Here is a 22,659-nt window from a genome sequence, read left to right as displayed (position 1 = left end):
TGGAAAAGAAGCGAGAAGAAGGAGGTTTTAAGATGGGAGAAAAAGATCAAGTTCTTTCCCAATTTGGAAAAAACGCTACCAACTATGTGACGAGCAAAACGCATGCGAGTGGAGAAGATCTGGATTTACTTATAAAGATCGTGGAAAAGAACAGAAAGGATAACCTTTTGGATATCGCAACGGGAGGCGGTCATGTGGTCAAAGCTTTAGCTCCACTATTTAAACAAGTGACCGCTCTTGACTTGACCCCTGAAATGTTAGAGAAAGCAGAGAAATTCATCACCTCAAATGGCATTGGAAATGTATCGTTTGTTCAAGGAGATGCCGAGCAGCTCCCTTTTTCCGATCAATCATTTGGGACGGTTACATGTCGGATTGCACCCCACCATTTCCCGAACATAAACCGATTTGTAATGGAGTCAAACCGGGTCTTAGAAAGAAATGGCCTTTTCCTCCTAATAGATAACGTTGCAGCCGAAAAGGATGAATACGATCACTTTTATAACTATATAGAAAAGAAAAGGGATCCTAGCCATTACAGGGCCTATAAAAAAACTGAATGGATTTCACTTATTGAAAACACAGGCTTTATTATTGAAAGTTTTACGACATTCAAAAAAAAGTTCGAATTTAAGAAGTGGTGTGAAATGATGCAGCTTCCTGAAAAGGAACAAAATGAATTGATGGCCTATATGATTGCGGCTGAAAAGGAAACAACCGATTTTCTTTCAATCGAGGTTGTTGAAAACCAAGTTCTCTCTTTCCAAGGGCAGGCGATGTTATTAGTGGCAAGGAAAAAGTGAACAGGTATGTTCGTTTCTTTGAGATTTGTACGAAAAGATGAAAAATAAAAGTGGGAAGGTCATCGAATGGAGCGATTAGTAGATACAATGAAAGGCATTTGGCTAGTGATACTATGCGGCCTAGGAGGGGCTTTTCTGGCGTCAACGGGATTATCCATCGGATGGATGATCGGATCCCTGTTGATGTCCGCCCTGCTTTCTTTTTGGAAGCCAGCTTTCTTGAAGTTACCTGATAGTCAATCGAATAGCATGCAAATTTGGTTAAGAACAGGACAATGCCTGCTCGGCATTGAATTGGGCTTACAACTCAACCTTTCCGTGTTGAGAATATTCATGGAAAATAGCATCACGATCATCATCGTCTTGGCTTTATCGTTGTTGTTTTCTTTAGGCTCCGGTTTTCTTTTGTACAAGTTATGTAAAATGGATATGCTGACGAGTTTCTTTTCTACGGCACCGGGAGGTCTTTCAGCTATGCCAGGAATGGCTCAGGAAGCAGGGGCCAATACCGGAGTTGTGACGATCATACAAACCATCCGGATTTTTTTGGTTGTCATGATTGTACCTTTCTTTGTACTTGGAGCTAATCCATTAGCCTCAACTCCGGCTCGTTTTTTCGGTGGGGTGGAAAGTTTTAATGAAGTTGAAATAGGATGGACGCTTGTGCTGGCTCTCGCTGCCTGGGGTGGTTTCCATGTCGGGAAAATCCTCAAGTTACCTGCGCCGTGGCTAGTAGGCAGTATGTTGACGGTTGCATTTTTTCAAGCTTCCGGTTCACTCATTGCAGGGGTGGATTTGATTGCCTGGTGGCCAGATAGCATCATGATTGTTTCACAAATTATGATTGGGGCAAGTGTGGGATCCAAGTTCAATAGGGGAATGTTCGTAGGAATGAAAAAAATTCTGGTCGTCTCTTCATTAAGTACCGTTGCTTTTATATTCATGATGATCCTTTGTGCATATATCGATTCCAGAATGACTGGAATGTCCTTTATGACTACTTCATTGGCCTTTGCGCCTGGAGGAGTTGCGGAAATGACCGCCACTTCGGTTGCCCTCGAATCCGACCCGATGTTTGTCGTTGCTGTTCAGGTACTCAGGGTGTTGATGGTATATGTGACATTGCCGCCATTATTTAAATTACTGAATCATCGAGCGATGCAAAAAAATGGACATCCCGATTTATCAGCATAGCGTTTACGCTATCAATAATTATGTTTTGACCGATGACGCCCGGCCCCAGGGGAAGGCAAAGAATAATCCAGAATGGACTGCCTCTTCTGGGGCGGTCTTTTTTAGTGTGTGCTTTCTTCTTTCATGAACTGGAAGACTTCTTTTGAAGTGGCGGAATTGTCTTTGTTGTAGCAGTCCCCTGAACCTATTCATTCTCTACCTATTTTTTTTTCTTTACTATTCATTTACATAACCCCCCCATATATTTACACTCCCTTCACAGTAGGTTCATCTTCATGCGGTATATTTTAACTGAATCATCCATTAAATCAGTAGGAGGTCGTTTTCTTGAAACGTTCATTCAGTAAAAAGATTTTGCCTGTTGCCATCATTTCCGCATTAGCTCTTGGAAGTCTTACATGGTCGGTCACAAACAACGATGTCCTGGCAAAAGGAAAGCCTAAGAAAGAACCGGAGATTAGAAACGTCATTTTCATGATAGGGGACGGAATGGGTGTCTCTTATACATCCGCCTACCGGTATTTAAAAGATAGACCTTCTACGACGGTGGCTGAAAGGACGGCATTCGATCCATACTTGGTGGGTCAGCAGATGACATACCCAGAAGATCCGACACAAAATATCACGGATTCCGCTTCTGCAGCAACCGCGATGTCAGCCGGGGTGAAAACGTATAACGCAGCAATCGCAGTCGATAACGATAAGACAGAAGTGAAAACGGTATTGGAAGCGGCCAAGGAAAGCGGGAAATCAACCGGTCTTGTCGCCACATCGGAAATTACCCACGCCACCCCAGCATCATTCGGTGCCCATGACGAAAACCGGAAAAACATGAATGGAATTGCTGATGATTATTACCGGGACCTAATAGACGGTCAACATAAAATCGATGTCCTTTTGGGTGGAGGCCAATCGAATTTTGTCCGGCCGGATGTCGATTTGACAAAAGCGTTCAAAAAAGATGGATATAGTTATGTTACCGATAAAAAGCAGCTCCTAAAGGATAAAAATAAACAGGTGCTTGGGTTGTTCGCTTCAGAAGGTTTGCCTAAAATGATTGACCGCACCAATGAAACGCCTTCATTGGAAGAGATGACGGACTCGGCGATTCAACGCCTGAATAAAGATAAAGATGGATTCTTCTTGATGGTGGAAGGAAGTCAAATTGATTGGGCTGGCCATGATAACGACATTGTCGGGGCGATGAGTGAAATGGAGGATTTTGAAAAAGCCTACAAGGCAGCCATCGAGTTCGCGAAAAAAGATAAACATACCTTAGTTGTCGCTACGGCTGACCATTCCACGGGAGGGTTCTCAATCGGAGCGAAGGGAGTCTATAATTGGTCCGGTGAGCCGATTAAGGCTGCCAAACGGACACCTGACTTCATGGCGGATGCCATCGTAAAGGGTGAGGATGTTGAAAAAACTTTGAAAAGGTATATTGATCAAAAGAAAGTGAGACTTACAAACGAGGAAATCCAATCCGTCAAGGATGCCACAACAAGTAAACATGTTACGACGATTGATAATGCAATCGAAGCCATTTTTGATAACAGGTCCAATACGGCTTGGACTACCGGGGGACATACGGGGGAAGATGTGCCCGTCTATGCATTCGGGCCCTACAAGGACCGTTTTGCCGGACAGGTCGATAACACGGATCATGCCACGATCATCTTCGACTTATTAAATAAAGGAAAATAAAACGCTGGGAGGGATTCGGTGAACAAACTACTTTTTGGTGCCTTTTTATTAACCACATTTGGTGCACTTAATACGCAGCCAGCTTTTGATGAAAAACCAAACGTAATAGAAAAGACAGAGGAAAAGGAAAGACCATTGGTGAAGAAGGATGTCTATGTTCCTAACCCCCAGTTACCGGATGATCGTGATTTGAAACAAGTCGGCCAACAGGTTTCCGATTCACGAGGCGAATTGACAGTAAAAGAATATAAGCCGATAAATGAAACCGTGAAGGTCGGGCCAATCACGGTAGAAATGAAGGATATCAAGGTGATGCATGTGGTTCCGGATTATAGCATGATTGACTTCTTTCATGGTTACACCCATGAACACGCATTCGATGTCGTGAAAATGAATGTGAAGGTCCATAATCCTACCAATGCGGACGCCAAGATTTCCCCGGTCGCTTTTCTTGAGACGGACGGGGGAGAACATTTGACTTGGAAAGATGATATTTACCTGGAGAATTTGAATGGGGATATAAAAGCGAAGGGCTCAAAGCAAGGGAATATCGGGTTCATCCTCAAAAAGGAAGACGTGAGGAGGATTTCGGTTCTGACCAGTGATGCCGTAAATGGTGAAGGGAAAGTGCTTTCGAAAGGGAAAAAGGTAGAATTTTCTTTTTAAGAAGTAATGTATGTTTACTCGTCCCCAATCCATACTAAAACTGTGATAGGAACCTCCTATTGCTTTGAAAAGAAATATCCCAATCTTTTACGATGAGGTGATACAACATGAGTTATAAAGATCAATTAGATCCACATTCTCAAAAGTTTCACCATAATTGGACAAGACCTAAGCGTTCGAAGTCTCAAGTAAATGGCCATACGGAAGTATCGCAAACGAACATTATACTAAGAAGCAATGCGAAGGCCCACAGGTGGTAATGGATATTTCTGATCATGGAGAAGGAGACTCGTAACGGGTCTTCTTCTTTTCCTTCCTTAAAGGGGTCCATTGCCTTTTACTGAACCGCTATGTTCATGCCATGGCTTTTCCGCCAAAATTATGATACCATCTACTTTTAAGGACATGGTAGAGCAAGTGTTGGAAAGAGCTTGAACAAGCCCATTATATTCCACTAGAACATAGTGTGATTTATCAATATGACTATTTCCAGCACTCACATACATATACAAATAGAGGACGTGACTTTTGATGATTAATATTAAAATCCCAGCAGCGGATATCAGCATTAAACAAAGAAAACAAGTGATTGAGGGCGATGAAGCCATCATCCCGGAAATCTTCGGATTCATTGATTTCCATTTGATTCCCCGTGATAAGGGCGGCATCATCATGTTTTATAATGAGAAGGACGAGTTGATCTTTGTCGGAAAGGCACGTAAATTAAGACAAAGAGTCAAAAAGCATTTCGAGGATAATGTTTCACCGATTAAAGAACATCGTAATGAAGTGAAAAAAATTGAGGTTATCATCGTAGAAGATGCGATGGAACGTGAAATATATGAAACGTACATCATCAATACACTTCATGCTAAATACAACATTGATAAAGTATTTTATAAATAATAGGAGAGCTGATTGCATGCGCAATCAGCTTTTTTATGCGTAGAAGCAGATTTACAGGTAAGACTTCCTTATGATCCTATGAAATTTTATTGCATAATCCCAGAATTTATATTGCTAAACTGGAGTTTTGTGACATAATTAGAATAATTAAAATATTTGAATAACTTATCAGGTCATTTGGAGGGGTTTCTGTGTCAAAAGTGAATACGGCAATTATTGCTGGTGGGGGCATCGGCGGGCTTGTTACTGCCCTTAAACTTCACCGCGTTGGTGTGTCAGTGCGAGTTTTTGAAAGTGTACAAACGATAAAAGCATTGGGAGTGGGCATCAATCTTCTTCCCCATGCTGTACGGGTCCTTACGGAGCTTGGATTAGGGGAAGAACTTCAGAAGATTGGACTGCCTACGGCCGAGTTGAGTTTTTTCAATAAATACGGTCAACAAATTTGGCAGGAACCGAGGGGGTTGAATGCAGGATATCGGTGGCCGCAATATTCCATCCATCGTGGAAGTCTGCTGATGCTGCTACTAAAAGCGGTCAAGGAAGAGTTGGGGGAAGACTCGGTCATAACCGGTCACCATCTATCTTCATTCCAACTGTTCGATGATTGCGTGGAAGCTCAATTTGTGAATAAAAAAACAGGAGAGAATCTAGGGGCATATAAAGCAGACATCATGATTGCAGCAGATGGCATCCATTCCACAGTTCGAAAATTCTATTATCCGAATGAAGGTGACCCTAAATTCAGCGGCCGGATTTTATGGCGTGGCATCACAGAATCGTCATCTTTTTTAACCGAGAAGACAATGATCATGGCTGGCTATCAAGACCAGAAATTCGTTGCTTATCCTGTCGATCCTTTGGCAGAGAGTGGTCGTTCGCTTATGAACTGGATTGCGGAGTTGACGATTGAAGGGGATGCGCCTTCCCGAAGTGATTGGAATCGGAAAGTAGAGAAGGAAGTCTTTGCCCAAGCTTTCGCCGATTGGGATTTTGGATGGTTGAATGTACCTAAATTAATAGAGGAAACGGAGTCCGTTTTCGAATTCCCAATGGTCGATCGCGATCCTCTTCCACGCTGGTCCTTTGGCAGAATCACGTTGCTTGGTGATGCCGCACATCCGATGTACCCAATTGGTTCCAATGGAGCTTCCCAGGCGATACTGGATGCGGATGCGTTAGGGGAAGCCATTTTAAGTGGAGTACATGCAGAAGCGGCTTTATGTGCTTATGAAGAATCACGTCTTGAGAAGACGGCGGCCATCGTGCTGGCCAATCGTCAGAATGGACCGGAAGAGGTCATGCAAATTGTCGAGGACCGGGCTCCAGAGGGATTCGATCATTTACATGATGTCATATCACAACAGGAACTAGAAGATATTGCCAATAAATATAAACAAATTGCCGGTTTTGACCGTCATGTTTTAAATAGCAGATAAGGGTGAGCAGAATGGTTGAACATATTGTTTTGGTTAAGTTAAGTGATGATGTAACAGATGATCAAGTGGATGAATTGATTTCTAGGACTCTGTCTCTAAAAGATGTTATACCAGGTTTACTGGATATCCAGCAAGGAAGGAATTTTGCGGGGCGCAATCAAGGGTACGAGATAGGCATGACTGCCAGATTTGAGGACAGGACGACATTTGAAGCATACTTGCCGCATCCATCGCATCAAGCGATTCTTACCTATTTAGAAGAGATTGGACTTGAAGATTTAATTGTGGTCGACTTTGATACTAATTGATTAAAGGTGCGTGTCATACGCATCTGTCTGTTCTTTGGCTTTTGTGCTTCAACGTACTAAATAAAGGGAAGAAGGTGTAGGATTGAGGACAGTCCATGCTGGTGAAACGATAGATAAAAGTCGTTTTAACCTGTTTCACTTACTATTAATTTTTTGGGGTTTTTTCATTATCCTGGTCGACGGTTATGATGTGGTCATCTATGGTTCAATCGTTCCTTCATTGATTGAGGAGTGGTCCATATCATCGGTGACAGCGGGAGCAATCGGCAGTTATACGGTAATGGGTACGGTGGTCGGAGCGGTCTTTTTTGGCTACTTGGCCGATAAGGTCGGACGTAAGAAAATCATCTTATTTTGTACGGCTCTCTTCAGTCTTTTTACTGCTTTATCCGGGGTGGCTGGTGGACCAGTCTTGTTCACCGTTTTTCGTGTCATTTCAGGAATCGGACTGGGAGGCGTGATGCCGAACGTGATTGCCCTGACAACGGAGTACGCACCGAAAAAGATTCGGAGTGCGATGATTTCCTTTGTATTCTGTGGGTATTCGGTCGGAGCGATTGCAGCCGCCCTAGCCAGCCGTGCCATACTCCCGGAATTTGGATGGAGGCCGATTTTCTGGATTGCGGGTTTGCCGCTATTGGTCCTACCCTTTATAGCTAAAGCGATTCCAGAGTCGGCGGTCTTCCTATTGGAAAAAGGGAAAAACGAGGAAGTAAAGCAGATTCTTAAGAAAGTCAATCCAGAGTTAAGTTTGAATGGGGAGACAAGACTCGAAAGAACGGAAGCACCTGAACAAGGTTCAACCATTGTGAAATTATTTGAGAAAAAACGGGGGTTCAGTACGCTCATGTTTTGGATTTCCTGTTTCAGCTGCTTTGTCCTGATATACTCGATGAACACGTGGCTGCCCAAATTGATGATCCAGGCAGGGTATAGTTTAAGTTCTAGTTTGCTATTTGTTGCGATGATGAATGTCGGTGCGATCGTCGGAACGATTGCGTTCGGTCCGCTTACGGATAAACTAGGTTTCAAAAAAGTCATGATTCCCCTGTATGTATGTGGAGCCATTGCCCTTGCAAGCATCGGTCTTACACAAAATGCGGTGCTTGCCTATATATTGATTGGTTTCATCGGTGCATCGTCGGTCGGGGTGCAGAATATAAGCAACGCGATGGTATCACAATATTACCCACCTTCCATGCGCTCCAGTGGAGTGGGGGCATCGATGGCGTTCGGTCGCCTAGGTGGGATTTTTGCACCAACTTTTGTAGGCATCCTCTTAACGATGAACCTGCCAGCTCAAATGAACTTTTCCTTGATTGCAATCGCTGCGGTAGTAGGAGCGATCGCCATTGCTTTCGTTCAGGAAAAACATGCACATTACGGCATGGCCGGAGAAGGTCAACCCGAGGAGAAGCGGGCCGTTTAAATCATGAGACAAGGGGCTGTCTAATAAGTCCTTATTCCATTGAATTCCGCAAAAACAAAGAGGCAGAAATGTTGTTAAATCAACGTTTCTGCCTTTTACTATTTATTCAATTACGGGGTAATTACACCTTTTGGGACAGCCCCTGTGTCATTGAAACCTATTCAACAACCTGATGATAGACTTTCGTCAGGATCTTTTTATATGCCCGGTTCATTTCTTCCTCATCCACGTGTGTAAGGGTGCGATTGAACATGATCCATTCCCCGTTGACCATTACATGATGAATGGATGGTTCGCTCGTTTCAAGTAATAGATTATGCACGGTCGTGGAAAACTCGTCTGTATCGACCTCTGGAATAAGGGAGTTCTTTTTTATGAAGACAAGATCTGCATGAAATCCATCCTTGATTCTTCCACTCATGTTCTGATGATAGGCGGACGCGCCATTTTGCGTTGCCATTTGCCAGATGTTCTCCGCTGTGAACGGATGTGTCGGGGACATCGCTTTTAGTAGATAATAGGCGATTTTCATATTTTCCCATAAATCGGTACTGGCATAATCAGATCCCATGCAAACATTCACGCCTTTTTCAAGCATGCTGGATACGGGGGCTATACCTGCTCCAGTGCTTAGGTTCGAGACGGGACAATGGACGACAGAGGAACCTGCCTCAGCTAGTAAATCGATATCCATTTCATTCAAGTGAACGCCATGGAAAAAAATCGTCTTGTTATCGAGTAGCCCTTGCTCTTTATATAACTCGATGGATGACTTTCCGTATTGAGAATAAATCAGGTCCCTTCTCCATTGGTTTTCCATCCCATGCGTGGTATAGAGGGAATCAAAGTCCTTTTTACTAGAAACACAGAGAGCAAGGGTTTCATCCGTGATATCCTCTTCTTCTAGCAAATGCGTACCAAAGTTGACCTGCCCACTTTGCAGATCGTGATATTCCGGAATCTTCTCATAGGTATCGACAAAACCTTTCATTCCAATGCGGTTGATGGTTTCGGCAATCGCATCCGGCCAATTACTCGGCTCTGATTCACTGACGAACGTGATTCCTTTCTTCACCATATCTGCGTAAGCCTTCATACAAATCGTTTCATATTCCCTTCTGGTCAGTGCATCGATTTTATCAAAATAACCGGATTGAAGGTGTCCTTGTTTGCTGTCATTACACCACTCTTCAATTTTCATATCCCTTTGAAGTCCTTGGGCAGTTAATGAATAACCATGAAAATGAGCATTGTATAATCCAGGTATTAGTATATATCCTTCACAATCCATTTCTTCGACAGAAGCATTCCCTTCAGAGAGAGAAGGATTTGTGACGATTTTCCCTTCATGTATTAACAGATCTCCCCTTGAAATGGCATACTCTTCATTCAAATATGTTGCGTTTCTTAATAACATGCATTCCCCTGCCCTCTTAAATGATAGTGTTTAACAAATAATATTTATTTTACCACCATGTTCCATTTAATTTTTCCTTTTCTTAACCGATAAAAGAAAAGGAAACTATTACTCCTTGGGAACATATTTACCGTCCACTTTAATTGTGGGCTTTTTATATGAAAAGGGATAGATAAGCGTGACCATTACATAAGAAATAGAGGGGTAAAAAAGAATGAAATTATCCATAAAGAATAAGTTACTACTAAGCTTTTTTCTTGTCTCCATCATTTTTGGAGTTTCAGCTTTCATTTCTTATCACAGTATGAAAGATATGAACAAGAAGTATGATTATATTCTTGATAATATCTCCGAGGTTCAATCAATCACTCAAAGTATCCAGACGGATGCAGCACGTCAGGTAACGTATTTAAGAGGATATCTATTATATGAAACACCTGATATGAAAGAGAAGATGTATGAATCGAATGAAAACATCAATGAATTAATAAAAGAAGCGAGAGATTTGTCGCACTCAGATAAAATGACCAAAGAGCTCGATGGAATCAAAGCATCAAATGACGAATGGATTGAGGAGAGTCGTAAATCTGTAGAAGCGGTACGAGCCGATCCTGAAAAAGCCAAGTCCCTAGCCCGGGATAATGTGGTTCCCATCAGTACCAAAATGGTTGAGCAAACGAATTCATTCTATACATGGATCAAAGACGACATCATGGTGCAAAAGGTGAAAGAGGTTCAGGATAAATCTAAGTCGGCAACTAAGAAGATTATCATTCTAAGCCTGATAGCTTTCGTGCTTGCGATGGCTGATGGATTATTGATTTCAAACGTTATTTCCAAACCAATCGAGAAGTTGAGTAAAATGGCTAACCGGGTCGCTGAAGGAGATTTGAATATAGAAAAAATCGAGGTAAGAACCCGCGATGAGGTTTATGTGTTAAATCAATCTTTTGAAAAGATGACCCAAAATCTGCATCATACGATTACGGCCATCTCCTCCAATACGAATAAAGTTACATCATCGGCTGAGCAATTAAGTGTCAGTTCTGAACAATCGAAATTGGCAGCAGAAACAATCGCTCTTTCGATACAGGAAATCTCCGGGGCTTCTGAAAGTTCAACAAGGCAACTGGAAATTAGTCTCGGTTCACTGAATGAAGTGAGCCAGGGTGTGGAACGGATTACCGAAAGTACGGCTAGCATGTCAGAGCTTTCAAAAGAAACCGAGAAACAGGCAGAAGAGGGCAGCCACTATGTCGAGGAGAACTTGAAGCAAATGAGATTCATCCATGAATCGGTTAACCAATCGAATCAGGTTATCGATTCTTTATCGGAACGTTCTAATCAAATCGGGAATATTATCGATGTAATCACGGGCATTGCCGGACAGACGAATCTATTGGCATTAAATGCAGCAATCGAAGCGGCAAGGGCGGGCGAACATGGTAAGGGATTCGCCGTGGTGGCCGATGAAGTGAAGAAATTAGCTGAACAATCCCAGAACTCTACTAAATTGATCACGGATTTAATCACGGGGATGCAAGACGACACAAGGAATTCTGTTACGATCATGAAAGACGTGATGGATAATGCGGAACAGGGCGTGAAGGTTTCAGTGGAAACATCGAATAAATTCGCCCAGATCCTTCAAAGTACGAGAGACATTACTCCAAAAATCGAAGAAATCACGGCTTCCATTCAACAAATTTCAGTCAGTGTAGATGAAGTATCGGAAACGTCGAATAAATTAACGGCACACGCACAGGAAAATGCGGCCAATTCAGAAGAAGTGGCGGCTTCAACGGAAGAACAACTGGCATCGATGGAAGAAATCAATTCATCCGTGCATTCATTGACCTCTATGGCAGATGAGCTAAAGCAAGTGGTTCGTAAATTCCAGATTTAAAAAATGTATTTTTAGAAAAAAGCAGGCTTCCTGACATGGTCGGGAAGCCTGCTTTTTCATTATGGAGATATTTGATGTTGAGTAGGGAACCAAGGGGAAATCGAAAAAGCTTACGAAAAAACTTGCAAATAGTAATCATTACGTTTTATTATATGAAGGTAAACATCATAAACCGTAATCATGACGATTAAGGATATTTATAAAACATTTAGGAGGGAACAAACATGAGGGTAAACATTACCTTGGCATGTACAGAGACGGGAGATCGGAATTATATAACGACGAAAAATAAGCGAAACCATCCTGATCGAATCGAATTGAAAAAGTACTGCCCGCGCTTAAAGAAACACACACTTCACCGTGAAACAAAGTAATCCGGGTACAATATAATCATTTTTATAGAAGGGGAGATAACTAAGGTGGCAAAAAAGTCAAAGATAGCAAAGGCAAAAAAACAGCTGGAAACAGTAGAGAAGTATGCAGAGGTTCGACAGGAACTTAAAGTGAAAGGAGATTATGCAGCATTGGCCAAGCTCCCAAGGGATGCTTCGCCAACACGTATTCACAATCGGTGTGGAGTTACGGGAAGACCACGTGGATATATGCGGAAATTCAACATGTCCAGGATCGTTTTCCGTGACCTTGCACATATCGGGCAAATCGCGGGCATCAAAAAGGCAAGCTGGTAATCTAAGATAGAATGAAAAAGGTGATCACTGGGTATTTACACCCGGAATCACCTTCTTCTAGCATTTGATACTCTCCTATTCAAAACCCCGATAATTCTGTTGAAGTTCCTTCTGTTGAAGTTCCTTTCTTAACGTGGAAATCTCTTGGTTGATTCAAGTAGGTTTCATCATTTCTATTTTCCTAGTACATACTTAATTAGTTATTCATCTTTATCTACGACGGTAATAAAATCTGCCCTCAATACTTGAAAGTGGACGTATGATTTAGGGGTAAAATCCAAAACCTTTATCATTCTTCGAAAATTTTACCGGGTTAATCAAAAAGGTAAAAAGTTTAATGAGATATATGTACTAGATTAAGAGAATGTCGTTATTGTATTCCCTTTTCATCCGATACTTCATATAATTGAAGAATCTTACCGGAAGAAGGATGGAATATGCATATTTTTTGGACGATTTATTTAGGGATTTTAGGAACGGTGGCGATTGCTTTTTTGCTTAAAGGCCTTCGTACCCCCTCTTTAATAGTGGATTTCATCATTTCAGTTATTACGTGGATCGGACTATTTGGATTTGTGACGAATACAGCCATACTCACGCCTCTTATATGGAAATTCGTGTTTGTAGGTGGTTTGCTGTGGGATGTACTTTTCAGTTATATCGGAAAGCATGATGATGGAGAAGCAGCAATGGAAGATATATCAGGACGTGCGAAAAGTATCCTCATCGGAGTCACATTACTCATTACACTCGGACCGTTATATTATGGGTTATATCAATATGCATTCTAAAGGAAAGGGCCAATAGGGTCTTTTTTTGATTAGTTCCCTGTATTTTTTTAGTATGGTATGTTATTAAATGACAATAAGTAGTAATATTGAACTACTAAATGGATATGGGGGCTAATAATATGGGTTTTCTCAAAAGTGCCGGTGAAGGTGCGGGATGGTTAGTTGGCGGTGTGACTGGAGGCATTATTAAGGGAGTTGGAGAATTAACGGGATCTAAGTTCATCCAAGAGGTTGGCGATGGTGTTAAGAATTCAACGGAGTTCACAGGTAAGCAACTAGGGAATGTTGCTGAGGGAGTTTGGAATCTTGGAAGTGGACTAGTATCGAAAGATGATGGGAAGGTGGATCAAGGGTTCAAGGATTTAGGGGACGGTGTTGGGAATACAGCGAAAGCAGTGGGACAAGGTATTAAGGCGACGGTGGGGAATGTTGGAGATGTAGCCGGAGGACTTAGGGATGGAGACGAAACACGTTGGAAAGAAGGATTACGCAATGTTGGGAAAACAGTCGCCGTTGGTGCGTTGGGGGTATCCATTTTGGATATGGCGGACGTTATTGATGTAAATGGGAATGAAGGCGGATTGGATGGTTCGGATCTTGCACTAGAAAATGGGTCAGATGGATCATATATAATAGAAGAAAATCATCAAGAACATGGTGTGGAACCTCATTGGCGGACATTGGAGAATGGAGAGAGAATTTGGATTGATGGTGATGGGGACAGTAGTATCAATCAATCCGTGGAAGAAGGCGGAGGTTGGAACCAGAGCAATCCTGATTACCGGATACCTGTAGACGAAGCTTGATAACTATTTATTTTATTGGACTCATTAAAAAAAGCAGAAGCTGATCGCTCTGCTTTTTGTGTTCATCTCTGGAAGAACTCGATCCATTCCTTCTCTGGTCCGTATATGTAGAAATAGCGATAGCCGTTTGGCAAGGTGACGATTTCTTCATCAATCAGTTCGACATTCTCAAGGCTTTGGATCCGCGCGTATTCTTCTTCGATATCATCCACGGTAATGGCAAAGTGGTGAATCGTTGCTTCTGATGGCAACGTGTCACTATATCCTTGGATCAATTCAATTTCGGTTTCATCTGAACCGTCATACCCAAGAAAGGCAAGCTGAATGATACCATTCGTATGGGGTACACGCGCTTTCAATTTCAAATCCAACACTTCTTGATAAAAGGATATGGATGTTTCTAGATCTCTTACAACGATGCCGATATGATCGACTTTCTTCATAGTCAAAGGGGATTCCTCCTTCTTGTTGTTATTAAGCAATATTAGTATATATGATTAGGTATAAAATTACAGTAATATAAACAAAATAGTCTGAATGATTTAAATTCTAGCGATTTCCCCCACTTTACTGGATTTTTTATTGAAAAGGAAAAGAATTGCCCTTTTTTAAAGCAAAAATTTGTTTCCGTATGGAATAGTAGATATACTATGGAAACAAACCCATTTTAAATGGACTTGAGAGGAGAGATTATGATGGGAAGTATTCGCGAAGGTGAAGTGTTTACCCTTACTGACGACAGTGATCAAGAGCACGAGGTTGAAGTTCTGGGAACATTGGATGTTGAAGGAACGGAATATGTAGCTGTAGGTTTGCTAGAAGACATTGAAGAAGACACAGAGGAAGATATCGATATTTTCTTTTTCAGAGTTGAAGGCGAAGGAGAGTTAAATGATATCGAAACGGACGAGGAGTTCGAAAAGGTATCATCTGCTTTCGAAGCGGCTTTTGATCCACAAGATTGATGACTAGAAAAGACGGCACATCTACGTGTCGTCTTTTCTTATGTATATCGTGTTAAATTATTGTGCGTATACCATGATAGTGGTTACATGCTATCCAATCTTAATAAGCTACATGCTTCTATGAACCGATAGTTGGAGAATGTAAATATAATTCATTTTAAGAGAAGAGCTAAATCTGCATGACTGATTTAGCTTCTTTTTATTGGGTTTTCACTACATTGATAGTGAAAACTACTATAAAATACTGGTGAATGATTTACTGTTACTGTAAAATTGAGTAAGTGAATTTTCGGAATTGGAAAGGAATAAATCTGTTGAAAAAGCTAATTAATGATAGACAAGGGCAAGTGGAAGAAAAAGTAGATGATATCACAAAGCAGCTTCAATCTTTCATGGAACAAAGTGCGGATGCCATTTCCATCGTTGATCTAGATGGTAAAACCCTACAAGTTAATGCTGCCTTTGAGGAGTTTTTTGGCTGGATGAATGACGAGGTATTTGGTAAGCCTTTTCCGATCATCCCTGATTTCCTGAAGGAATCTGTTGACGAGTTGCATAATAGGGTCAAGTCGGGGGAACAAGAGAAGGGCTTCGAAACGGTCAGACAAAGAAAAGATGGCCAGCTAATTGATGTGAGCATCACCCTTTTTACGATCAGGAATAACGAAGATGAACCGACGGCATTGGCGTTCGTATACAGGGACATTACGAATCAAAAGTTGGCTGAAATAGCGTTGAGGGAGAGCGAAGAACGGTATCGCAACCTGATCGAGGTGTCACCTGAAGCAATCTTTGTGCATCGTAATGGAATCATTGAGTATATGAATCCCGAAGGTGCCAGAATGCTGGGCTTGTCTGTGGAAGAAATTATGGGGAAGTCCGTTTTTCAGTTCGTGCATCCCGATTCTCAAGACACGGTCGGCAAGCGAATAGAAGTGATGAGAGATGAGGGGAAGACGGTCGAGTTACTGGAGCAAAAGTTCAGGCGCTTTAATGGTGAAGTATTTTATGGTGAAACCATCGCCCTTCCGATTATTTATAAGGGACGACCGGCCATCCAGGTTTTCTGTAGAGATATTACCGAACGTAAGAAGACAGAAGAATTATTATGCAAGACGAATATGCTTTCTGCGGTCGGTCAGATGGCGGCGGGCATTGCCCATGAGATAAGGAATCCACTAACTGCCATCAAGGGATTTTTGCAATTAATGGGTGAAACGCCTGACAAGCAGGAATACCTTGACCTGTCAGTGAAGGAAGTGGACAAGATCGAACGGTTGGCTAAAGAGTTTTTATGTCTTGCCAATCCCCAATTGCAAACATGTGAACATACCCGGATACCTGCCATTTTAGATAGTGTCATAACGTTGGCCAAGCTTCAGGCGAATCTGAACGATGTCGAAATAACGATGGAAACTAAAGTCGACGATTCAACAGTGTTTGGTGAACCTAATCTATTAAAGCAAGTGTTTACTAATGTAGTGAATAATGCGATTGAAGCCATGGAAAATGGCGGGAAACTTCATATCCAGTTGGATGAATATGATCCAGGGAACCTGGTCATCCGCTTCATTGATTCGGGTAGTGGGATGACAGAGGAACGCATGAAGCATTTAGGTGAGCCTTTTTATAGCACAACGGAAAAAGGGACCGGCCTGGGGCTAATGGTGAGTACAAAAATCATTCATGAGCATCAAGGGCAAATTAAATTTAGTAGCGAGGTCGGCAAAGGAACCACCGTCGATATCATCCTCCCTATTCAAAGGCACATTAAAAGGTGACGAGAGCCAGAGCTAACGTCACCTTTTGTTTTTTATAATTTGACGATTGTCCGTCCCCTTGCTTGACCTTTCAGTAAGGTAGGCAGGACGTCCGGAAGTTCCTGCAAGGAAATTTCCTGTTGAATGAGCTGTTCTACATGATCCAACTTAAAGTCGGTTGCTAGGCGTTTCCAAACTTTCAGCCTCGTATCCATAGGGCAATTCACCGAATCGATGCCAAGCAAGCTGACGCCTCTCAAAATGAATGGGAAGACAGTCGAAGGCAGGTTTGTCCCTCCGGTTAATCCACTGACCGCCACCGATCCACCATATTTAACTTGGCTCAGGACAGAGGCCAATGTTTCTCCACCGACCGGGTCAACGGCACCAATCCATTTTTGCTTGCCAAGTGGACGAAGCGTGCCATCATAGACATCTTCACGGGATAAAATCTTCGTGGCACCCAGTTCCTTTATGTACGCGTGTTCTGATTTTTTCCCGGTGCTCGCTTCTACCGAATAGCCGAGCTTGGAAAGAATCGAGACGGCAAAACTGCCGACGCCTCCAGTGGCTCCTGTGACGAGAACATTTCCGTCCTCTTGCTTGAGTCCATTTTCTTCTAGACGCATGATGGAAAGTGCAGCGGTGAAACCGGCAGTTCCGATAACCATGGCTTCTTTCAATGTTAGGCCTTCAGGGAGCGGGACAACCCACTCTGCTGGAATACGGGCGAACTCACTGTAGCCCCCGAAGTGTGAAACGCCAATCTCGTAGGAGGTGGCAATCACTTCGTCTCCTTCTTTGAAACGGGAATCCTTAGATGAAACGACAACACCTGCCAAATCGATGCCAGGGACAATCGGATAGCGGCCAACGATGTTTCCGTTAGGGATCGTCGCTAGGCTGTCTTTATAGTTCACGCCAGAATAATGCACGCGGATGAGCACTTCACCTTCTGGAAGATCGCTGAGTGAAAGTTGCTGAATGGTTAAGGAAAAGTCATCTTCTTGTTTGTTTACGAATAAGGCATCAAATTGTTGGGTCATTGTTTTTTCCTCCTTTTTTAGTGAATATTCCCTATTATAAGAGAAGAAACGCACGCTGTATAATAATTGAATCTGAAAACACAGCGCTTTCTTTTCTTTCTCTTGCTAAAAATGGTACTATTAAGACTGATTCAGTTCATTTTAAAGGAGATGTTTTATAATGGCTAAAAAAGGATACATATTGATGGAAAACGGAGAGAAAATCGAATTTGATCTTTTCCCTAATGAAGCACCAAACACAGTGGCTAACTTTGAGAACCTGGCAAACACAGGCTTTTACAATGGTGTAGTCTTTCACCGTGTCATCCCTGGCTTCGTAAGCCAAGGTGGAGATCCAACAGGTACAGGTGCAGGCGGAAGCGGCACACAGATCAAATGTGAAACAGCTGGAAACCCGCACAAGCATGAAGCAGGCAGCTTGTCCATGGCGCATGCCGGAAAAGATACGGGCTCAAGCCAATTCTTTATCGTTCATGAACCACAACCGCATCTAAACGGTGTTCATACTGTATTCGGTAAAGTAACATCAGGTCTAGAAACGGCTAAAGCAATGAAAAATGGCGACAAAATGGAGAAAGTAGAAGTTTTTGACGCTGAATAATAAATGAAGAAAGAGGGGGCCTAGGCTCCCTCTTTTTCGTTATAATAGCTTTTTTAGTGGACCAAACAGGATGTTGAATATTTGTGTAGGTCCCGGCATTTCCGGAAAGAGTATGAGAAGGATTGCCAGAACCCATCCGATGGCCAGTAAAAGGACCACCGTTTTTTTCTCTCTTTTATGGGAGCGGTCGATTTTAGGATAGTTGAAAAGAAAAAGGAGGAAGAGTAAGACAGTCACTCCCAATATAGCGGCCATTTTCAAATCCTACTCACCTCTCTTTATCGTTCCTAATGTTTTCGTCATCAAACCTGGTTCTTGTACTTTCAAATGGATATCCATGTTTATTGTGACTTGTGGGAAGACATACTTCCAATGGTCTTTTACCTTTTCCCACTCTTCTGGATACTTTTGATGAAAGGATTCAGCAATACCGAAGGCATCCGTCCCCATGCCATCCCTCACCTCGGTAATGGCAGCCTCTATATCTCGTTCCATTTCATGCTGTAAATAGGTCTCAATCTGCTTCGAGCTAGATTCCTCCATGATATCCAGATTGCTGCCGTTTTGAACCAGTAAACCGTCTACGTTCACATCAACCGTTACACTCCACTTTCCGTTTTCAATCTTGGGAATCAGCTTTGTCGATTGCCGAAGTGGGTGCACCGAGATTTTCCTTCCGTCAGGGGTCGATGTGGTTATCGCTCCCAATTTATTTTGATTCCGGATCCATAGCAAACCTTGCGTGACATCTTCTTTAATCGATCCTACCATTTTATCCTCTTTGAAAATAGCGACACCAGAAAACGTGGTAATGGTCTCTGTTGCCTTTTCTGGTTGATCAGGCTTGGATATTTCAAGAAGGGGGAGTATGCCGCCCTTGGAATCACTGATGGTCATCAGCTGGAAATCCTTGACTGTGATCGGTTTTTTTATATACAATTCCGATGATTTTTGTAAAACATCCCCCATATAACTTTCTAGAGCGGGGACCAATTCGAGTATCTCGGAAGCCGGCCCCTTGCTGATAAATAAGTCGCCACGTGCCCGGGGTTGAGGATGGCGATTGATGAAATCAATCTGATCATTCAAATGACCTTTAAGGGCAAATTTTTCTCCGAAAATAAAGGCATCACAGTGGCCCCAGAAAATCTGGCGAGAAAATAACTTTTGCAGGTTCACCATGGCATCCGCCATATTTTCCCCTGTTGCGGATTTAACGAGGACAAGGCTTTCGACTCCACCCGTCCCAGGACCGGCTCCTTGCTGTTGACTGCTGGCGGCCCGGGGAATGAAAACCTGGATGGTAACTTTCACTTGATCTTCTTCTGTAATATCTATCCCCGCTGCCATGACCAAGGCCATATTGGAAAGTTCTTTGCTACCCCAACAGCCAGATAGGGTACAAGTGAAAAAGCAAAGCATGGTCACTGTAATGGCTTTTTTGATTGGCTTGGAAAGAATGGTATTCATGCTTTGGAGTCCTTTCCTCTCATCCTAAGGTTTTTCTGATTGGGGTGGTTGTCTTCATTAAAAAATCTCCTCCGTTTCTGTAAAGATTGCCAAGGTGCCCGGAATAGTGCGTCTTGCCATGAACCATTCTTCAAAGGTGGTAGGTAAGGTACCCCAATGGAGGTCAACTTGCATAGATGAATGACGATAGTGATGATCCCAAGCATCAGCCCGAATAATCCCAGTGTCCCGGCAAGGAGGATAATGGGGAAGCGTAATAATCGTAAGGCGATGCCCTGCGAATAGCGGGGCACTAGAAAGGAGGCGATTCCTGTAAGAGAAACGACGATGACCATCGGAGCGGAAACGATTCCGGCTTGAACCGCGGCCTGTCCGATAACTAGCCCCCCGACGATGCTGACGGCTGCACCGATTTGTTTAGGAAGCCGGAGTCCTGCTTCCCTTAGAGCCTCGAAGGTGACCTCCATCAGGATTGCTTCCACGAATGCCGGAAATGGTATGGCTTCCCGTGATGAGGCAATGGTAATTAACAGGGTGGTCGGAATCATTTCCTGGTGAAAAGTCAGGATGGCGACATACAAGGACGGGAGGGTAACCGAGAAAAAAATAAATAGGTAGCGTAATAGTCGTACAGAAGAACCGATTAAAAAGCCAAAATAATAATCTTCCGGTGACTGGATAAAAGAATAGAAACTGACCGGGGCGATTAAAACGAAAGGTGTCCCATCGACTAGGATGACGATACGTCCTTCCAGCAAATTGGCAGCCACAACATCGGGTCTTTCCGTTGTTAGCAATTGTGGAAAAGGCGAATATGGATTGTCCTTGATGGATCCCTCGATATATCCTGTTTCCAGAACACCATCCAATTCAATCTCGTTGATCCTGGTTTTCAATGTCTCCAATACTTGTTTATCAGCCTTACCCTCTATATAGGCAATGACAACCTCCGTTTTTGTATAACTCCCCACTTTTACTTTTTCCATTTTAAGCGTGGGGGAGCTGATTTTTCTGCGAATGAGAGATGTGTTGGTTTGTATGGATTCGATGAATCCTTCGCGGGGACCACGAACCACACTTTCAGCTTCGGGGTCCTCAATCGGGCGCTTATCAACTTTCACAAGGCCCAGTGCCAGGGCATAATCCATTTTTTGTACCAAGAGAATCGAGTAGCCGGTAGAAAGATAGGTGATGCAATCGGCAAACGTACGAATTTCTTTTGTATCAAGAACTTGAAGCCTTTCTTTCACGGCTTCATGGATGTCAGAAAGTGAGAGGGACTCTTCCATCAGCGTATTCATCACATTATTTTCAATTTGTTTCGTATCGGATAGTCCTTCCATATAAAGGAGGGCGGCATCCGTATGTCCCCCAATGCAAAAGGTCCGAAAAACCACATCGTAACAATTGGAATAAGTCGCTTGTAAATAGGAAAGGTTTTTGGGAAGATCCTTAAATAGCGGCAAGTCCTGCTTTATTTTCTCTTGTTCGGATTGAATCATGACATGGCCTACTCCTTTCTACAGGCTAGTTTTTAGTTAGGGATGAAGAGCCATTCGGCACTTCTTTCTTTTGGTATAAACGTCTTTTCAATTTAGCTATTACTAATAGCAGGACCGGGAGCAGTGTCAACATGAAGGGAAGCAAAAAAGGAAAGACGGTTCTAGTAAACTCGGTCTGACCCTGTAAGTTGTAAAACTCCCAAAAACCAAATAATGTAACCAGGAATCCTAACGGTAGAATAAGCGGTTTATAGCTAGGAAGATTCAGGCACTGAGCAGTACCCACAACTAGGATATAGAAGAACACCGTGAGCTTGATGTATGCCCCAAGCATCCATCCTGGTATGATCGCCGCTTCAAGGTGCTCAAAGAAATTCATGAAACTGATGTAGCGAATCGCCTTGAATACGGGAAATGTGTAGTAGCTCGTGAGATCACCGAAAAGGAACAAGGCAGTTAGATTCAAACAAATAAGGCTCAGCATAATGGCGATGATTGAGATGATGATCCATTTCATCCCCTGCTTTCGATCCCTAAGGAATGGTAGAAGTACCGCAATGATAAAGACTTCACTGAACCAAGCCTGTGGAACGGCGGCGCCTAATAGTGGCGGCTTTAGACCATTTTCCAATATCGGAAAAATCCTGGTCGTATCGTAGTCCTGAAAAAGAATCAACATAATGAATGGAATCGGGATGATGAATATGGGAATGAAAAGAGATGAAGCACGTCCCAGCACCGATACACCGCCAGAAACGGCGAAGGCAGACACCAAGACCAGGCTACCCATGATGACGACCCTTGGCGTTTCCGGCAAAAATGTAATGATGATGAAATCGGCATACTCCCTTAAAATGAAGCCCGACATGTAAAGGAAAAAGAAAACATACAAACAAGTCAGGGCCTTTGAAGGAAACTTGCCTATAATATGCCGGCTGTATTCGAATATCGTTTCATTCGGGTACATCTTATGTAATTGGTATAGGATATAAGCTGTGAAAAAACCATTCAATGAGCCAATGATCGGAGATATCCACATATCTCGCCCCGCATATGAATGGGATATGTTTGGCACGGTCAAAATGGCTGTAGCAAAGATGGTTGGGTAAATAATCAGTGCCAATTGATAGGAAGTAATTTTTCCGTTTTCAAGCATGCTTGTCCCTCATTAATTTTTTTTATAGTATCTCTCTTAAAAGGGAAATTACGCATCTTTCATGAAAAAGGACGAAAAAAAAGAACAGCTGGTTCCTGTTC

General features: G+C 42.7%; 24 protein-coding genes. 17 read left to right on the top strand and 7 right to left on the bottom strand.

Annotation, left to right across the window (positions count from 1 at the left end; genetic code table 11):
* The first annotated feature begins 32 nt into the window (after nt 1-32).
* From AC503W_RS18035 to AC503W_RS17995, 9 genes are all read left to right on the top strand, one after another.
* Nucleotides 33-803: a class I SAM-dependent methyltransferase gene (locus tag AC503W_RS18035; RefSeq protein WP_494915301.1), complete on the top strand. Its 771-nt coding sequence runs from the start codon at nt 33-35 to the stop codon at nt 801-803.
* Between the two features lie 66 nt (nt 804-869).
* Entirely contained in the window at nt 870-1,997 is a 1,128-nt protein-coding gene (locus AC503W_RS18030) for an AbrB family transcriptional regulator (RefSeq protein WP_494915300.1), read from the top strand.
* A gap of 327 nt (nt 1,998-2,324) precedes the next feature.
* Nucleotides 2,325-3,701, top strand: a complete 1,377-nt coding sequence (locus tag AC503W_RS18025; RefSeq protein ID WP_494915296.1) for an alkaline phosphatase — start codon at nt 2,325-2,327, stop codon at nt 3,699-3,701.
* An 18-nt stretch (nt 3,702-3,719) separates the two neighbouring features.
* Nucleotides 3,720-4,367: a DUF4352 domain-containing protein gene (locus AC503W_RS18020; RefSeq protein WP_494915295.1), complete on the top strand. Its 648-nt coding sequence runs from the start codon at nt 3,720-3,722 to the stop codon at nt 4,365-4,367.
* A 107-nt stretch (nt 4,368-4,474) separates the two neighbouring features.
* Nucleotides 4,475-4,627, top strand: a complete 153-nt coding sequence (locus AC503W_RS18015; protein ID WP_402871217.1) for a YpzG family protein — start codon at nt 4,475-4,477, stop codon at nt 4,625-4,627.
* A 271-nt stretch (nt 4,628-4,898) separates the two neighbouring features.
* Nucleotides 4,899-5,273: a nucleotide excision repair endonuclease gene (locus AC503W_RS18010; protein ID WP_402871219.1), complete on the top strand. Its 375-nt coding sequence runs from the start codon at nt 4,899-4,901 to the stop codon at nt 5,271-5,273.
* Between the two features lie 191 nt (nt 5,274-5,464).
* The gene (locus AC503W_RS18005; protein ID WP_494915292.1) at nt 5,465-6,712 is read left to right on the top strand and encodes a flavin-dependent oxidoreductase; all 1,248 of its coding nucleotides are present in this window, start codon (nt 5,465-5,467) and stop codon (nt 6,710-6,712) included.
* A gap of 11 nt (nt 6,713-6,723) precedes the next feature.
* Nucleotides 6,724-7,020: a Dabb family protein gene (locus AC503W_RS18000; RefSeq protein WP_402954200.1), complete on the top strand. Its 297-nt coding sequence runs from the start codon at nt 6,724-6,726 to the stop codon at nt 7,018-7,020.
* 82 nt (nt 7,021-7,102) lie between these two features.
* The gene (locus AC503W_RS17995) at nt 7,103-8,449 is read left to right on the top strand and encodes an MFS transporter (protein ID WP_402954198.1); all 1,347 of its coding nucleotides are present in this window, start codon (nt 7,103-7,105) and stop codon (nt 8,447-8,449) included.
* 157 nt (nt 8,450-8,606) lie between these two features.
* Here AC503W_RS17995 and AC503W_RS17990 read toward each other — a convergent pair whose 3' ends face one another.
* The gene (locus AC503W_RS17990) at nt 8,607-9,866 is read right to left on the bottom strand and encodes an amidohydrolase family protein (RefSeq protein WP_402954196.1); all 1,260 of its coding nucleotides are present in this window, start codon (nt 9,864-9,866) and stop codon (nt 8,607-8,609) included.
* Nucleotides 9,867-10,080: 214 nt separating this feature from the next.
* On the opposite strand from AC503W_RS17990, the gene AC503W_RS17985 reads away from it, so the two are divergent.
* The 5 genes from AC503W_RS17985 to AC503W_RS17965 all read left to right on the top strand — a co-directional run bounded on the left by AC503W_RS17985 (nt 10,081) and on the right by AC503W_RS17965 (nt 14,058).
* Nucleotides 10,081-11,772 carry a methyl-accepting chemotaxis protein gene (locus AC503W_RS17985; RefSeq protein ID WP_494915290.1) on the top strand — a complete coding sequence of 564 codons (1,692 nt, stop codon included), beginning with the start codon at nt 10,081-10,083 and terminating at the stop codon, nt 11,770-11,772.
* A gap of 224 nt (nt 11,773-11,996) precedes the next feature.
* Nucleotides 11,997-12,146, top strand: a complete 150-nt coding sequence (rpmG, locus tag AC503W_RS17980; RefSeq protein ID WP_402871234.1) for a 50S ribosomal protein L33 — start codon at nt 11,997-11,999, stop codon at nt 12,144-12,146.
* 45 nt (nt 12,147-12,191) lie between these two features.
* A complete protein-coding gene (gene rpsN / locus AC503W_RS17975; protein WP_402871237.1) occupies nt 12,192-12,461 on the top strand; it encodes a 30S ribosomal protein S14 in 270 nt (89 codons plus the stop codon).
* 437 nt (nt 12,462-12,898) lie between these two features.
* Nucleotides 12,899-13,252 carry a hypothetical protein gene (locus tag AC503W_RS17970; protein ID WP_402871239.1) on the top strand — a complete coding sequence of 118 codons (354 nt, stop codon included), beginning with the start codon at nt 12,899-12,901 and terminating at the stop codon, nt 13,250-13,252.
* A gap of 119 nt (nt 13,253-13,371) precedes the next feature.
* The gene (locus AC503W_RS17965; protein ID WP_402989872.1) at nt 13,372-14,058 is read left to right on the top strand and encodes a hypothetical protein; all 687 of its coding nucleotides are present in this window, start codon (nt 13,372-13,374) and stop codon (nt 14,056-14,058) included.
* Between the two features lie 62 nt (nt 14,059-14,120).
* Here AC503W_RS17965 and AC503W_RS17960 read toward each other — a convergent pair whose 3' ends face one another.
* A complete protein-coding gene (locus AC503W_RS17960; RefSeq protein WP_402955105.1) occupies nt 14,121-14,501 on the bottom strand; it encodes a VOC family protein in 381 nt (126 codons plus the stop codon).
* Nucleotides 14,502-14,753: 252 nt separating this feature from the next.
* Here AC503W_RS17960 and AC503W_RS17955 point away from each other — a divergent pair, with 252 nt between their 5' ends.
* Together AC503W_RS17955 and AC503W_RS17950 are read left to right on the top strand one after the other, a co-directional pair.
* Nucleotides 14,754-15,023, top strand: a complete 270-nt coding sequence (locus AC503W_RS17955; protein ID WP_402871248.1) for a DUF1292 domain-containing protein — start codon at nt 14,754-14,756, stop codon at nt 15,021-15,023.
* Between the two features lie 314 nt (nt 15,024-15,337).
* Nucleotides 15,338-16,804: a PAS domain-containing sensor histidine kinase gene (locus AC503W_RS17950; RefSeq protein WP_402871251.1), complete on the top strand. Its 1,467-nt coding sequence runs from the start codon at nt 15,338-15,340 to the stop codon at nt 16,802-16,804.
* A 32-nt stretch (nt 16,805-16,836) separates the two neighbouring features.
* Here the strand turns inward: AC503W_RS17950 and AC503W_RS17945 are convergent, their stop codons facing one another.
* The gene (locus AC503W_RS17945; protein WP_402871253.1) at nt 16,837-17,829 is read right to left on the bottom strand and encodes an NADPH:quinone oxidoreductase family protein; all 993 of its coding nucleotides are present in this window, start codon (nt 17,827-17,829) and stop codon (nt 16,837-16,839) included.
* Nucleotides 17,830-17,989: 160 nt separating this feature from the next.
* Between AC503W_RS17945 and AC503W_RS17940 the strand changes: the two genes are divergently transcribed.
* A complete protein-coding gene (locus AC503W_RS17940; RefSeq protein WP_251540275.1) occupies nt 17,990-18,430 on the top strand; it encodes a peptidylprolyl isomerase in 441 nt (146 codons plus the stop codon).
* Nucleotides 18,431-18,469: 39 nt separating this feature from the next.
* Here AC503W_RS17940 and AC503W_RS17935 read toward each other — a convergent pair whose 3' ends face one another.
* From AC503W_RS17935 to AC503W_RS17920, 4 genes are read right to left on the bottom strand one after another with little or no spacing between them, the layout of a single operon-like run.
* Nucleotides 18,470-18,685, bottom strand: a complete 216-nt coding sequence (locus tag AC503W_RS17935) for a hypothetical protein (RefSeq protein ID WP_402871350.1) — start codon at nt 18,683-18,685, stop codon at nt 18,470-18,472.
* A gap of 9 nt (nt 18,686-18,694) precedes the next feature.
* Complete coding sequence (locus AC503W_RS17930) at nt 18,695-19,900, bottom strand: Ger(x)C family spore germination protein (protein ID WP_427591361.1); 1,206 nt, start codon at nt 19,898-19,900, stop codon at nt 18,695-18,697.
* Nucleotides 19,897-21,402 carry a spore germination protein gene (locus AC503W_RS17925; protein ID WP_494915287.1) on the bottom strand — a complete coding sequence of 502 codons (1,506 nt, stop codon included), beginning with the start codon at nt 21,400-21,402 and terminating at the stop codon, nt 19,897-19,899. Before AC503W_RS17925 ends, AC503W_RS17930 begins: the two co-directional genes overlap by 4 nt.
* Nucleotides 21,403-21,427: 25 nt before the next feature.
* Nucleotides 21,428-22,558: a GerAB/ArcD/ProY family transporter gene (locus AC503W_RS17920; protein ID WP_402871263.1), complete on the bottom strand. Its 1,131-nt coding sequence runs from the start codon at nt 22,556-22,558 to the stop codon at nt 21,428-21,430.
* Nucleotides 22,559-22,659 lie beyond the last annotated feature (101 nt).

The sequence above is a fragment of the Peribacillus suis genome (assembly GCF_059384845.1).
This window is presented reverse-complemented; position numbering and strand designations above follow the sequence as displayed.